The sequence below is a fragment of the Methanosarcina barkeri MS genome, from assembly GCF_000970025.1.
Taxonomy (GTDB): Archaea; Halobacteriota; Methanosarcinia; order Methanosarcinales; family Methanosarcinaceae; genus Methanosarcina; species Methanosarcina barkeri.
This window is the reverse complement of the sequence record NZ_CP009528.1, coordinates 4,413,651-4,428,638: the sequence shown is the minus strand read 5'-3', so window position 1 is coordinate 4,428,638 and position 14,988 is coordinate 4,413,651. Positions and strand designations below refer to the sequence as shown.

Annotated in this window: 12 protein-coding genes and 1 pseudogene; 8 read left to right on the top strand and 5 right to left on the bottom strand. The window is 37.6% G+C overall.

Going from position 1 to position 14,988, the window contains the following annotated elements:
• Nucleotides 1-147 precede the first annotated feature (147 nt).
• Nucleotides 148-1,971, bottom strand: a complete 1,824-nt coding sequence (glyS, locus tag MSBRM_RS18170) for a glycine--tRNA ligase (RefSeq protein ID WP_048156588.1) — start codon at nucleotides 1,969-1,971, stop codon at nucleotides 148-150.
• A gap of 1,461 nt (nucleotides 1,972-3,432) precedes the next feature.
• On the opposite strand from glyS, the gene MSBRM_RS18165 reads away from it, so the two are divergent.
• The 8 genes from MSBRM_RS18165 (at nucleotide 3,433) to surE (ending at nucleotide 10,891) form a co-directional block, all read left to right on the top strand.
• Entirely contained in the window at nucleotides 3,433-3,678 is a 246-nt protein-coding gene (locus MSBRM_RS18165; RefSeq protein ID WP_048156586.1) for a hypothetical protein, read from the top strand.
• A 25-nt stretch (nucleotides 3,679-3,703) separates the two neighbouring features.
• On the top strand, nucleotides 3,704-4,696 hold the full coding sequence (locus MSBRM_RS18160; protein ID WP_048155834.1) for an IS701 family transposase: 993 nt from the start codon (nucleotides 3,704-3,706) through the stop codon (nucleotides 4,694-4,696).
• A gap of 69 nt (nucleotides 4,697-4,765) precedes the next feature.
• Nucleotides 4,766-5,599 carry a C39 family peptidase gene (locus MSBRM_RS18155; RefSeq protein WP_155400480.1) on the top strand — a complete coding sequence of 278 codons (834 nt, stop codon included), beginning with the start codon at nucleotides 4,766-4,768 and terminating at the stop codon, nucleotides 5,597-5,599.
• A 111-nt stretch (nucleotides 5,600-5,710) separates the two neighbouring features.
• A complete protein-coding gene (locus MSBRM_RS18150) occupies nucleotides 5,711-6,160 on the top strand; it encodes a hypothetical protein (RefSeq protein ID WP_048122506.1) in 450 nt (149 codons plus the stop codon).
• Between the two features lie 423 nt (nucleotides 6,161-6,583).
• On the top strand, nucleotides 6,584-7,627 hold the full coding sequence (locus MSBRM_RS18145) for a hypothetical protein (RefSeq protein WP_048156580.1): 1,044 nt from the start codon (nucleotides 6,584-6,586) through the stop codon (nucleotides 7,625-7,627).
• A 374-nt stretch (nucleotides 7,628-8,001) separates the two neighbouring features.
• The gene (locus MSBRM_RS18135; RefSeq protein WP_048122500.1) at nucleotides 8,002-8,313 is read left to right on the top strand and encodes a nucleotidyltransferase family protein; all 312 of its coding nucleotides are present in this window, start codon (nucleotides 8,002-8,004) and stop codon (nucleotides 8,311-8,313) included.
• A 780-nt stretch (nucleotides 8,314-9,093) separates the two neighbouring features.
• Nucleotides 9,094-9,282 carry a hypothetical protein gene (locus MSBRM_RS18130; protein WP_048156577.1) on the top strand — a complete coding sequence of 63 codons (189 nt, stop codon included), beginning with the start codon at nucleotides 9,094-9,096 and terminating at the stop codon, nucleotides 9,280-9,282.
• Nucleotides 9,283-10,087: 805 nt separating this feature from the next.
• A complete protein-coding gene (gene surE, locus MSBRM_RS18125; RefSeq protein ID WP_048122496.1) occupies nucleotides 10,088-10,891 on the top strand; it encodes a 5'/3'-nucleotidase SurE in 804 nt (267 codons plus the stop codon).
• Nucleotides 10,892-11,103: 212 nt separating this feature from the next.
• Here the strand turns inward: surE and MSBRM_RS20935 are convergent, their stop codons facing one another.
• The 4 genes and pseudogenes from MSBRM_RS20935 to MSBRM_RS18110 form a co-directional block, all read right to left on the bottom strand.
• Nucleotides 11,104-11,268: a hypothetical protein gene (locus MSBRM_RS20935; RefSeq protein ID WP_176722160.1), complete on the bottom strand. Its 165-nt coding sequence runs from the start codon at nucleotides 11,266-11,268 to the stop codon at nucleotides 11,104-11,106.
• Nucleotides 11,269-11,316: 48 nt separating this feature from the next.
• On the bottom strand, nucleotides 11,317-12,315 hold the full coding sequence (gene moaA / locus MSBRM_RS18120; protein WP_048122494.1) for a GTP 3',8-cyclase MoaA: 999 nt from the start codon (nucleotides 12,313-12,315) through the stop codon (nucleotides 11,317-11,319).
• A 453-nt stretch (nucleotides 12,316-12,768) separates the two neighbouring features.
• Nucleotides 12,769-12,919 (bottom strand): annotated as a pseudogene (locus MSBRM_RS20695) (IS481 family transposase); the annotation flags it as partial.
• A 474-nt stretch (nucleotides 12,920-13,393) separates the two neighbouring features.
• Nucleotides 13,394-14,881 (bottom strand): right-handed parallel beta-helix repeat-containing protein, encoded by a 1,488-nt coding sequence (locus tag MSBRM_RS18110; protein WP_176722161.1) that lies wholly within the window; start codon nucleotides 14,879-14,881, stop codon nucleotides 13,394-13,396.
• Nucleotides 14,882-14,988 lie beyond the last annotated feature (107 nt).

Here is a 14,988-nt window from a genome sequence, read left to right as displayed (position 1 = left end):
GGGCTATTTGTTTCAGATTTTTAATTCAATTTTTTAATTCAATTTTTTAATTCAATTTTTTAATTTAATTTTTAATGAACATAAAAAACTAAAAACTTTGCTGCAGGCTTTTTAGCCCACAGCTCAGGAACTGCCAGTTTTTTAATTTTAGAAGTTAAAGGGCTTGCCTGCGGATTCGAAAGTTCTGCCTCTGTAAATAAGTTCGTAGAGCACGTTTTCGATACCTTTTACCGGAGCTCGGATCTGACGCATGGAATCTCTGTCCCTTATAGTTACAGTCCCGTCTTTGAGGGTATCGTAATCTACAGTAACACAGTAAGGAGTTCCGATTTCGTCGTTTCTCCTGTAGCGGCGCCCGATGGTTCCGGAATCATCATAATTGACAAGCAGGGCCTTTTCCCTGAGTTTTACAATGATATCCTTTGCAGGGTCTGCAAGCTCTTTACGGGTCAGGAGTGGGAGGACTGCAACCTGTACCGGGGCAACTGCGCTTGAAAAGTGCATGACGAGACGGGCTTCCTCTTCTCCCTCAGTTTCACCTTCGCTCTTTCCGGCTTCAGATTCCTTTTCAGTTTCTTCTGTGCCTTTAAGCCCGGATTCGGCAACCTTCTGAGCCACGTTCTCTTCGTCATAGGCATGCTCCATAACGCCGTAGAAGATCCTGTCGATCCCATAAGAGGGCTCGATTACGTGAGGGATGACGTTTTCTCCACTGACTTTAACGGTTTCTTCCGCAAAGTCCACTGCATCCGAACCGACTGTAAACTCTTCCCCGTCCACGGTAACTTTGATCTCATCCTTTGATAGTTCTTCTTCGGAAAGCTGTTTTAAGGCATCTGCGACGGCTTTTGCTTTGCCCTTAAAGAGAGGCCCGAGCTTGCCCATGTTCGGCTTTACAACAAAGCGAGTAACCATTTTTGGCTCGTCGTATTCGACATACACATAAAGCTCGGTCTTGCTGACCTTTGCATGAGCTTTAAGGTCGTAATCTGTCCTGTCAGCAATTCCCACGATCTCGACCCAGCCGAACCGGTCGGTCTCAATCTCGGCATCCCAGCAGTCGATTGCATAATGCGCCATTTCGTCTTTCAGGTGCTGTCTGAACCTGAGTTTTGAAGGATCAATCCCAACCTTTGTCAGGAATTCGTTGGTTAGTGCAATGTTGTAGCCCAGGACTTCGTGTGCAATAACTCCGGTCTTCACAGCTTCCCGGACAGTCATCCTGAAGGGTTCGCCTTTCTCCTGTGCTTTCTGGGAATATAGTACAAGTTCTCTGTCTGCAAAGCGCTCGAAGTTGGGGTGCTTCTTGTTGCGCGGGTCAACGAAAATCTCGCACTCGGCCTGTGTGAATTCCCTGAGACGGATTACACCTTGCCTGGGTGCGATTTCATTTCTGTAAGATTTCCCGATCTGCACGGCTCCAAAAGGCAGCTTGTCCCTGTAAAAACGGGACAGCCTCTGGAAATCGACAAACATACCCTGTGCTGTCTCCGGTCTGAGATATCCCTGCCTTCCAGTGCCGGGCCCAATTGTAGTTTTGAACATCAGGTTGAATTCATAGGCGTCGCCGAATTTTCCACCGCACTCCGGGCATCGGATATCGTTTTCCTTTATAACCTTAGTGAGTTCTTCTGCACTCAGGGTCCCTGCGGCTTCCATTACGTTTTGTACAAGATGATCGGCCCGGAATGCTTCTTTACAGTTCATGCACTCGCACAGTGGGTCCGAAAAACCTCCAACGTGCCCGGACGCGATAAAGACTTCCTCGATCCCGATTGTCGGGCATTCGATCTCCATAAACCCTTCCTGGATAACGTAAAATTCTCTCCAGGTCTGCTCGATTCGCCTCTTCAGTGTGCTCCCAAGAGGCCCGTAATCATAAAATCCGCGGCTTCCGCCATACAGCTCAAAGGAGTTCCACAAGAACCCCCGGCGTTTAGCCAGCTCGAATACCTTCTCGTACTTGTCCATATTATAAATCCTCGTGAAATTGATTGGGGGATATCAGATAATTGTAATTTTGATCTATAGGAGGAAATACTAGATGGATAAAGGTATCATTATATTAAATTTGCACTGCTCTAGAAAGTGAGTGGATTTTGAGTTATTAATGAACTAAACTTATAATATTTCTCAAGTTTAAGGAATTATAGTCAGCTTATAGATAAATTTCAAAAACGATCTGTTTTTATGGCCGCACTAATATATTTAGTATTTTAATTTTATACAAACGATTTAATGTCTATGAGAAATAGCCCGCAGTTAGATTTGAAGATGTTGGGGTAACAGTGGATGTATATGTGCTCTTCGCAAAACATCGATCGTTGAAAAGGTATAAAAAATCTGAATATTCAATTGGTGAAATGGCTCATGCATAAGGGGAGAATATTAGTTCAGCTATCTATAATCATGCTATGAGTGATACTCAAATAAATAACTTTAATAATAATTTACTTCTTTTATTCTCAACAGTTATACTCCAATAGATAAAAATCTTGTTGAGTTTTCAATAGTTTCGATTTGCTGTAGTTCCGAATGACTACTCATACTAATTTATTATCTTCCTTTAATATTTTAAAAAATATTCTTCTTTCATCAATTATTACATTTCCGAGACTCAGTATCAAAATCTAGTGATGAATGTAAAATTCAAAATCACTATATTTTGTAATTGGTCACAATTCTTGTGATACAACTTAGGGATTGACGTCTTTAGATATCGAATATTGATTTTAGTGAAAACCAGATTTTTCTTGCTAATTCAGATTTTCAATCAAAAAATGCAAAAAATCACTGGATTTTGGACCAGAGTCCATTTCCGATAATCTATTATAAAAATTTCAGTATTGAAAAATCCTAAAGTGAACTCGTGTGTAGTTTCTACTAACCGATTTTATACTTTTTTATATATTTTAGAATCTACCTCTTAATTGAGCGCGAAGCGCTCGATTTCTTTCCTTTAAGAGTTTGCTATACTAATGAGTCTATTGAGTGTCTATTGAATTCACTATTTATTTATTGCAAATAGGTTGATTCTTTCTCCTGATCCTACACTGTCACGATATTGAAAGTTGGTTCTCTTCCCTGAAAATTATATTCAAAAACAGTAGATGTATCTTATTCCATTCATTCTAAATTTCCCTATTCAAAAAACACTAGCCGCAACTATGATTCTATAAATTTTTTGATCATAGTCTTCAACAATTGAACATCAAGGAATAATTGAGTACTTGAAAAGAACATCAAAAACAGTTAGTTTGACTATTTGGACAGAAAACTTATAAACTTTAATCCTAAAATAATATCTAAAGTTCAAATGTTAGTTTCGGTCATCTGAACTCCACAATACGTGCATGGATACAAGATTATGATTAAGCTTTGATAGTGTTTAAAGTTTGTGTAATCTTGCTCTGGGATAAAGAGGTGAAATAATTGAAAATAAGTATAAAAATATTAGACAGAACAGTCTTCGCGGCAATGTTGCTGCTGAGCATAGTATTTGTACCTGCTGCAAGTGCTCAAACAAATGAAAATATGGGAATAAATGATGAATGTGATAATTTCAGTATAGAAAAAGAATATGGTGAACTATTCTTGGAAAGAATGGGTTATTCTATAGGACTTACGCAGTTAAAATGCCGAAAACTTGATATCTTTATAAATATACTTATGGCTTAGTGTTTCTCTAAAAACGTACGGAGTTATGGACATAAATCCACCTAAGTGTACCGACATTGACTACATTAATTTTCTCATTGCGGCTTCTAACGTTTTTAGCTGTACTGAAGCTGCTAGATGTTATCCAGACATAGCTAATGCTCCTTCTCATGATGCTTTTACTCGTTGCCTTCAAAGGCAACCTCCAGACACGGAAGCACTATGGGAGGAAGTAAAAAGTTATGTCAAGCTTAAGGGAGGATACCTAATTGTTGATGATTCAACATTAGATAAACCATACGCAGAAGAAATTGCTTTTGTTCGTCGTATGTGGAGTGGAAAACATCATCGTACTGTAAAGGGAATAGGCCTGGTTACCTTAGTTTGGACTGACGGTACAACCGTTATACCTATCGATTTTCGAATTTATAACATCGATGTAGACGACAAAACAAAGAATGACCATTTCCGTGATATGCTTGACAAGGCCGAAGAACGTGGTTTTAATCCCAAATTCGTTTTATTTGATACATGGTATGCAAGTGTGAAAAACCTTAAAGCCATTAGACAGAAAGAGTGGCATTTCCTTACAAGATTGAAAAATAATCGTTTGGTAAATCCTGACAACAAGGGAAATGTGCCACTTGAAACAGTAGATATTCCTCCAAAAGGACGTGTGGTTCACCTCAAAGCATATGGATTTGTAAAGGTGTTTAGGATAGTTTCAAAAAATGGAGACACGCAACACTGGGTTACAGATGTGCAAGAGATGGATGAAGCAAAACGTGAAGATTTGGCAAAGAAGTCATGGAAAATTGAGGAATATCATAGGGGAATAAAACAGTTCTGTGGTGTCGAAAAATGTCAGGCAAGAAAGGAAGAATCACAAAGAGCACATATAATGTTCTCATTAAGAGCTTTTCTTAGACTGGAATTACAAAGAATCAAAAGTGGAATATCCTGGTTTGAAAGTGCTATGAAAATTAGAAGAGTGGCAGTGACAGAATACTTAAGGAATCCCCAATACACGTTAAATTAATTCAAATATTTGAAAGTTTGGAAAAAACAATATGCTAGGAGCCAACTGCGTAACTCCTATTCTATAAACTTGACTTCCTCAACACCTTTAAAAAATTTAGATAATGACATTGAAGCTGTTGCTTTTTCGATAAGCAATGAAGGATATATCATTATTAATGTGAATGATTTGTCTGTGCCTGAATTTTCAATGACAAACAAAAGTCCGTTTATCGTCGGGAATAAAAGTTACTACTACAATGGTCCTCTTGCTTATGTTGAAGCAGAAGAACTAAAAAACAGGGAAATCAAAACCAAGTACATTTACAAAAAGGAAAAAGTGAATAAATCTAAAAAAATCTTGGAACTGCAAGAATCAGCTACATCAGCACAGAAGATACAGACACTATCGTCTACAGGCGGAAGTTTGAGTCATTCATTAAGGACTTGGGAAGATAGTTCCGTTTATTGTGGTCCAATTGCAGCTGGTATAACTCTCATATATTTTGATGATTACCATGATGACGATTTTGTTGATTCGAACTACGAAAACCAAGATGATCTATTAGATCTCATAACTAATGGGTATATACCAAATCAAGGAACGAGTACTTTAACCGTTACAAATGGATTGGACGATTATTTGGTAGATCGGAATCTCGATGATGATTACAGCGCAAAGTCCAGTTCTTCTTTTAGTTACAGTAAGATTCAGTCTCTCATCAATTCAAATAAACCTATAATTGTTGACACGGATAATCATCCAACATTTGGGGAGCACTGGATAATAGCACACGGATACTATGTACTCACAGTTCCATATGTTAATCCACAATATTATATTATAGTCAATAATGGATGGGGCGATAATAACGTCAATGTGCTTGTGGATAATTACATTGATGATATGGTATACATTGAGTAATAAAAAATTCTAAAGTGTGCACCAAAACATCTTTTTTTATTTTTTGTTTTAATTGACATTTAAGGATATAAGATCTGGCTAAATAGATATAGACAATTGAGGGTGCAAAATTTGGCTAAACAGATGACGAAAATTGTGTTAATTTCGTGTTTTACTATAGTAGGTTTATTATTTTTCACGTTATTTTTTCCAAGTTTACATGAAAAAGATACAGGTCACAAAGTAACAAATGTTAGCTATGAGAATATCACTAGAATATCTATCAAAAACGGACTAAATGGAGACTCAATTGAAGTAGAAAATAAAAGCCTAATAAATAATCTGATAAATTGTATCTCAGATTACTCGTTTACAAAAAAAGTTGAACAGGAAGATCTCAATGGATATCTGTACTCAATAGATTTTTTTAATGAAGATTCTCGGATATCAAGAATTATTATTGTAGATAATGAAACTGTTAATATTGATGGAGTATATTATAATTCCAAGAACTCACAAATTGACAAATATGTAAATAATCTTTTTTATGAGAGTGCATCAACAAAGGAAAATAAAAGGTAATGTGCTAACTTTTCTATAAAACTATAAATCTTAACAAGTTGACAGTTGGAGAATCCAACATTAAAGAACTGAATTATGGACAGTACGCAAAAAATTTGACTTTGAATTTACAGAAAATTTGGTACACTACTCTGACTCCTATAGTGATTGAGCTTGATGAGATAGTCTAAATATTTTTCAGTAAAATATTATTTGGGTGATGGCTTATAAAAGACATATCTCTAACCTTCTTTTACGAAGTCTTCTCTGAACCTTCCTCCTCAATTACAGCGTAGAAATTTTCTCGAAACTCTTGAAAGACTACCTTTTTTTCATAAAGGATTTATTAATAAGTCGCCACTTCCACACTTGATTTTTACATAAAGCCCTTATATCAAAAAACTAATATATGCCTTTAAAATTCAGGATTATGAGGTAGGTTGCATGGTCAAGGTTTTCGAGGAACGGAAATTATCATTTTCAATCAACGGAGAAGAAAAAATACCTGCAATCGAAATGGTTGGCGCTATACAACACATCCAAAACATTATTTTCCATCTGGGCGACTATTTTTATGGAAATACAAGCCGTCCGACAGGGGATTTTCCGCAGGTTATCAAAGATTCATGTACCCTTTTTGTAACGAATATAGAGATGGGTAGTGTTCACGCCGAAATGCAAATAGGCGACTCTCAAGTTGGTATAACAGAGTTGGGAACATTAGGTGAGAGGGCAATTTGTGCAACAAATGAGTTAATTGAAGCTCTTTCCCACAAAGATGTTTCAAAAGAAGAATTGGGCGAAATAATTAAAGACCCTCATAGGTTAAACAAAGTTTTGAAAGAGTTCTATTTAATGTGGCCTGACCCGCAGTCTAAAAGAAGTCTAACTTTCGGTTTTTCAGGGAAAGTTGAAGAAAAACTAAATCCAGAACAAAAAGAAGTAATACAATCCCTACTACACAAGCCTGTTGAGGAATATGAAAAGAAAGTTTTTGGAAGGGTGTATGAACTAAGGGTCGACAAAAACAGAAGAATTCAAATCGACACTCCAGAAGGGCCAATTGACTGTAATTTCACTGCGGACATCGAAGAAGATATCAAAGATATTATTGGAAACATTGTTACCATACGTGGTGTAATGAAGCCTTTTAAAGGTAAGTTCGTTTTAAGTATTGACAGTGAAGCATCTATTGAAAGAAATCCACAATACTATCTAACCTCAATTAAAAGAGATGAGATTGAAGTGAAATTGAAGGAAGAAGTTCCAATTGACATTGAATTTGAGGATGATTATTATATAGCTTCAAACGATGACTTGGGACTGCTTGCTGTTCAACCAAAAATGAAGCTTTTGATCGAGGAACTCAAAGGACAGCTTAACGTGCTGTGGCAAGAATATGTACTTGTTGATGAGGAGGAGTTGGCACCCAGCGGTAAAGATCTGAGGGAGATGTTGATTTCAATTGTAGGTGCTCAAAATGTCTAAATATAAAGTAAAAGACATTGAGTCTTCTTTATCTAAAAAGGGATTTCAGCTTCAAAATACTCATCACAAATTGTACACATATTATGTCGATGGAACCAAAACGGGAATTCATACTTTTATAAGCCACGGGAAAGATGAATACGGTGACAAGCTGTTAAGTAAAATGAGAAATCAACTTAAGTTATCACATCAACAGTTTGATGACCTGATTCGATGTCCTTTGTCTAAAGAGGAATTAAATGAGATCTATTCCAAAAACGGAAATATCTAATTCTTTTTTAGTCCTCTCTTGTCATTTTCAGTATTTTTTTTCTAATTTTTCCACAGTTGTTAACATTACATTCAAGTATTGAAAACCCTTAAATGAATAGTAGATGAGCAGCCTTTCTCCTATCTATCAAAAAAGCATTCAGGATCTGAAATCCCTGGTTTTTGAAACTTTAAAAGAAGAAAATGTTACTGTCATACTCTTCGGTTCTAGGGCAAGGGGGGATTTTAGTCGAGTATCGGACATAGACATTGGAATCCTTCCAGGGAAATATTTTGACTGGAGAAATTTGATTTTCTTAAAAGAAAGAATTGAGAACCTTAATATTCCCTATACAGTTGATATTGTGGACTTTTCCAGGGTTTCGAAAGTTTTTATAGAAAAAGCGCTAAGAAAAGGGATTGTGTGGAAACACTAAAGCTCAGAATCGAAACCACTGAAAAAGCACTCAAAACTTTAAAGGTAATCACGGAAGATCCTTGTTCAGTAATAGCTCGAGATTTTCGAGGCCGGTCGGCAGAAAAATAAAAATAAAGTTGTAAAAACTGACTGAAACTCGCTTCAGCTCTAAACGATGCCCTTGAATTCTTTTTTCGCTTTTCTCACTTATGGGTTTTCGTGTTCCAGCCGCGCTAGGCGCGGGACAAAACAGGCTTGAGACGACTATTATTGCTACCCGATTTTTGATTTTTGATTCTGAAAGCGGTGGCCCAATCTTCTTTCGTTTGATAGGGTTTTTTCGCTCTATCTTGTTTTGCAGGGCACAGGAAATTAACTTCGGAACACTTTTTATTGCCTTATTTTCTCGATTTTTGGCTTATATAACCCGCTTTAAATTTATGATTTAATTCTTCTCGTCATCAATGCTCAGGTTTTATCTCATGTCCATTAACTAAAATGTTAATCAGGGCTTCTGAATATTATTTATGTGGTCATATACTATTATTTCATACAGGGTCAACAACTTTTAATATCACAAACTTCTAAAGCTAGAGTCGGTGGGGTAAATAATGCATTTTCGATATGAAGATGCCTGTTTGAGATTGCGTCGGATAGTGTATACTATGCAGGATACTTTCGAACATAAAGTGCCTGTTTGAGATTGGATTTTTAAAGTACATACACAGAGCACTTTCTAAACAGGGAATGCTTTGAGACAATATCAGATAGAATACATTATGAGTGGGGTTTTAACAAAATGCTATCAAAGAGTTTAAAAGAAATCATAAGATCCGGAAAAGAAAAAAGAATTTTACATTCGGAAAAGCTTATAGAGACGACTCACTGGCTCCATAATCTGGAGTTTCTGGTCGTACGAGTGATGATGTTTGCCATAGGTGTTCACCACCTCTATGTGTACACCATAAAAACTGTGTTCGGAGTTTGATACCTTAACTCAGCTGCACAGGTAGGCTAATTCCTTTCGGATAAGAAAAACTGTTCCCGGGTCAAAATTGGGGAGAACCCGGTAGGGAGGTGGCAGTGATTAGCTAAAATTAGGAGGAAGATTGCCATTGACTAATACGGATCGGGATTCGTGCAACACAACAAAGAAACCGCAGACCTGAAGCCCCAGATCGCAAAAGCGCAGCACTTTTCAGGTGGACTGTTATGCTTTGTTTCTTAGTTGCATCCTACATATCCTGAAAGAAGGAGGATTGGTACTAATCATCTAAATCTTCTAGCTACATCAAACACCTGATGACTTATTCAGTGCCTTTATTTGATACCTCACCGGTTTCAGATGTTATCGGGTTAAAAAATTGCTATCAGATCAAAGAATTGCTATCAGATCAAAGAATTGCTATCAGATCAAAGAATTGCTATCAGATCAAAGAATTGCTATCAGGTCATAAGGAACCCTTTAAACTATCGTCTCTGGAATAATAACACTGCCTCTGAACCAATAATAATTTGGTTTGAAGAGTAACGAAGACTAGAAAACTAACAATTCCCTCTCCAGAACAGACTTTAAAAGAAATTCTTCTCATTCAAAAAACGGGACTTGGCAAATACCAGAGTGCAGTCCCTAAATTAACTTTTTTTGTGGTATTTTCTTTATTTTGCCACAATATTTTTTCCTAAAATTATCCTTGAGATATCCTTGAGATATCCTTGAAATAGTATATTTTCAAGTCATGTACTTTCAAGTCATGCATTTTTTCCATTAATTTTAAATTATCCGGCAACTTATGGGAAAACTCATGGCTCCAAAAATTCTTGTTACCAATGATGATGGCGTATATTCCACAGGTTTGAAAGCTGCTTTTGACAGCGTTTCGGACCTCGGAGAAGTTACAATTTCGGCTCCTGCTGTCCAGCAGAGCGGAGTCGGACGTTCTATTTCTATCTTTGAGCCTCTACGGATCACGAAAACAAATGCTGGAGGTACACCTGCGTACTCTGTGGGAGGAACCCCTACGGACGCTGTAATTCTGGGCATCTTCACGATCCTTAAGGAGATGCCTGACTTAGTGCTTTCTGGCTTTAACATCGGAGAGAATATAAGCACGGATACTATCACTACCTCAGGGACAATAGGAGGAGCCCTTGAAGCTGCAAGCTACGGAGTGCCTGCAATTGCTGCCTCCATGCAGGTGCTTGATGAAGGCCAGAAATTCGATGATCCCAGGAACTACCATAGAGAGCGTTTCGAGGCTGGAATTAAGGTAGTAAACAAAGTGGCTCGAAACGTCCTGAAGTATGGTATGCCGAAAAATGTGGATCTTCTTAACATAAATATCCCCTATCACGCTGAAGAAGATACCCCTATAGAGATAACCCGTCTTGCAAGAAAAATCTTTAAAACGGGTGTCGAAGAAAGACGTGACCCAAGGGGCAGACCCTATTACTGGATTGCAGGCGACCTTATCCGGGAGGAAGAAGAAGGAACTGATGTGCACGCCATTATGCAGAAAGGACATGTTTCAATAACCCCGATTTCTCTGGATTCAACTGCCAGGATAGAGTTCTCAGAAATCGAAAAATATCTCTAAATATCTCCAGATAACTCTGGATTTCAAATTACTCCTATTTGGAAAATTATCTGGAACCTCAAACGGCTGAGAGTTCCAAAAATCAATCTGAATTACAAAACGGCAGAAGAAAAGATATGTAATGATTCAAAATTTTCATAAAACGAAAAACGAAAAGAGGAAATTTTGGTTTTGGAGAGATATTGACTCTCTTTTATCCAAAAAAGCCCTTTTTATTCTTTCAGTTCATCTCTTTCGATATGAATGGATATTTCCTTCCATTCGTTATCTATATTATGCAACGTTTCTACCATTGCTTTAATAACGTTTACTACGATTTTCTGGACAAACTCATTCATCGGGATTTTTGTCTCATCTACTAAAAGTTCAACCTTCATTTTTTTCTCCTCGTTGTTATATTTATCTCTAAATCTGCTTTTTTCTCTTTAAGCCTTTTCCCCTTGTTCAAGAATATTGACAGGCATGCAATATGGTTTCCTTCGGCTTACTGCAAGCTTAAGCAGCTTTTCGATCTCTTCAGGACTTTTTGCTTCCCTAACATCCACAAGGTTGTCATTTACCAGTAGACAGGGCTTGAACTTCCCATCTGCTGTGACCCTCAGCCTGCTGCAGTAGGCGCAAAACTCCGAGTTGTCCATGGGACGAACGAATTCAACCTCTACCCCATCGATAATGTATTTTCTTCGGTGGTGCAGGTGTCGTATCCTGATTTCACTTGCTTTCTCAGTCAGCTTCTTTTCGAGAGCTTTCGAGTCAATCATGTACTTTGAAAGCCTGGGGTCAATGTCCATAAGCTCTATTAGTTGCAGGATAACCATTCCTTTATAAGGCCGGACAAACTCCATCATAGAATTAATCTCGTCATCGTTTATGCCTTTAAGGAGTACCATATTCAGCTTCACAGGGGTCAGCCCAGCTTCAACTGCGCTGTTAATACCTCTGATAACCTTCTCAAGTGAGCCAGGTGGCGCTCCCGTAATCCTTTCGTATTTTTCAGGGACGAGAGAATCCAGGCTTACATTTATCCTGTCCAGGCCCGCAGCTTTAAGGGCTCTTGCTCGTTTTTCAAGCAGAATGCCGTTAGTGGTCGCAGAAACTTCTTTTAACGGAGGAAGGCAGGCAAGGATTTCTTCGAAATCCTTTCGAAAAAGCGGTTCTCCTCCTGAAAATTTTATTTTATTGACCCCGAATTTTGCAGCTTCCCTTATAATCCCGCAGATTAATTCTGGTTTCATTTCATGTCCTACCGGGCCGCAGGTACAGCAATCTGCACCTTCGTTATGGCAGTATATGCACGAAAGGTTACACCTATCAGTTATTGATATCCTGAGTCCTGTAACCTTCCGCCCGTAAGGGTCTTTAAGAGTCCTTTTTGAATTTTCTTCTGCAACTTCAGGAGCTTTTTCTGGATTTTTCTGCTTCATGGCTGGTTAAAATCCCCTATTAAATATTTGGCATGCAATTCTTTATTAACTGACAATCTGAGCCTGAATATTTTCCCTTGTTTGTGGGGCAAAAATTTCATCTTGGAAACGATCTATGAAATGATCTATGAAATGATCTATAAATGGGTCAGTCCATAGTATCCTGCTTTCAAATAAATTGGCATTTCTGAGAAAAGGCCCGGAATGTCTTACTGGTTTCATTGAATAGAGATACTAATATTGACTGAATAAGTCTAATTGACTGAATAAGTCTACTGATATGAACTGGATTAAGGTAATATGAATTGAACATATGCTGATAATGAGTACATGATTACTGGAACCCTAAGCTAATTATTTAATTTTAGCTATATAAATGAATACTATAATTATCTAATGTGTTTTATCTTGAAATTATTTCGCTTTGAAACTTTTTTGCTTTTGTCCATTTTCTCACAACCCAAGTAATCTTATTCCAATTCTGAATTTTGCCTCAATTGGTAATCTACTCCAGAATGCATCTTGTGGTGATTCTAATTGTTCAAGTTTCAAAGTTCCATGGGGTCTCTTGTTGTAAAACGAATTTTTCAAATGATTCAAATTCTTGTATCCTCTTCATATTGAGTGAAAATTGAGAGGTTTCCATTCAATATGAAGAGGATACAAGATTCTGGACAAAAACGGAAGTTAAAAATAGCTTTATATAAATTTGCAGTGGGTCTCAAAACTCTAACAATTTCTATAATTGGGAGGGGCATTTTTGATTTAATTCAGACGGAAATCATCCAAAATATATGCAGGTTTTTACCCTTATCACCAATAAATTATCCCAATTATAGAATTGAATGTCGTTTTGAGACAATATGTGCCACTGAGACAATATGTACCACTATCATTAAAGAACACTATCAAATGATATCGTTAAATTTATACATAATCTTTTTTGATTCCCTCCCGGCTATGATTCTCAACGATGTATCTAATTTTTCCATAACGGCTAAGGCACTTCCAATGCTAATTTATTAACGAAACCTCTACCTGGACTTGTGATAATAGAAACGATAAATATACCGATGCATCAGTGCTTTGATTTCGATGCATAGATTGTGTTCCCATACCTTCCGATGTTGATCCTGTTTCCATTATCCTCAGGTTCATTGGAATAGTCAGAGGATGGATATCCGGAATCGATACATGGAGAACTCACTTTGTATTTAACCCAGGTTTTCCCGTTCCAAGTTCCACCTCTTGATTGAAGGTGGTAATCATGGTTTTCCTGGTCTACAAATAATGGTCTTATGTGGATATCGGCTTTCGAGATGCAGTTTTTATAGTTACCCGCTGCGTTGTTGTAAAGGCAATTATATGCAATCTCAAAGGAATGTGTTTCGGGGAGGTAATTGGCAATTCCGTATCCTGTTTCGCTTGGGCTTTTTGTACGCTTCTGGGTATTTACAATTATATTGTTGCGGACAATTGTTGTGTATTTTGACGTATAATCTGAGAAAAAACCATCGGGACTCATGCTGACAATGGCAACATTATATGCACTGTCAAAGACATTATTTTCTATAAGTGTATCATGGAATCCACTTCCCAAGATACCCCCAACCCATGTAATGCTAGGATTAGTGCCTGTGCTGTAGAAGACATTATGATAAATGTGGACATTTTTTCCCTCGTCCTTGGTAGTAGAGGTATCATAGTTGAAAAGCCAGATTCCAGGACCATAGGTGTTATTGACTCTATTATTGTAGATATCAATATCATCCATAGTACCTGTAGACTTTTCGATCTGAATGCCCGGGCCACCTGCGCTCCAGTGATAGAAAGAATCGATTAAATTATCATGGAATTTTACATGGTTCGAGTTCCAGATTCTAAGACCACTATTAGTCCTGCAGGTTATTGTATTACCCCAGGCCTCTACATTCTGACACTGAATCGCATACAGACCGTCGTGCCCGAGCTTATAGATCGTATTGTTGTAAAACTTGATGTTCTCACCATATTTTATCCTCAGCCCATCTCCATGACCATCGTGCATATACATATTGCATACAGTTACGTTCTTGCAGTCAGTGAAGTACATCACATTATAGTATCCTTTGCCCTTAGCAAGCAAGGTTTTACCATCTGCGAGATAAGGGTTACCGTCATGGTTCACATTAACTTCAAATCCTCTTATTACAATATTATTATTCCCGGAATTGCTCATCTGCTTGATCAAGGGTTTCATTACAACCCAGCCTGCATTATTAGCAAGTTTGAGAACAGCATTTGAATCCCCTTCAAGAATAGTATTGCTGCCGATGAGGAGAGTATCGTTAATAACATACGTAAAAGGACCTTTAAGGTGGACAGTGGTATATCCCGAGTTATCGGCCACAAACTTAAGAGCCTGATTTATCTGTACATGATCATCTTTTCCATCGCAGTTAAAATCTCCACTGCCGTCCCCTGCAACATAAACAGTTGGTGCAGGACTTCGGCATAAAGCGGTAGGAACGCTTGCAAGAATAAGGCAACCTACCAATAAAAGGATTCCCAATTCTCGTTTTAACATTGATATCATCTGAAGGTGATCAGAATGAAATTTATTAACATTTTTGATAATTAAATATTTGTGCAGTGACGTATCCACACCTCTTAAAAATTTATATTAATTTGCTA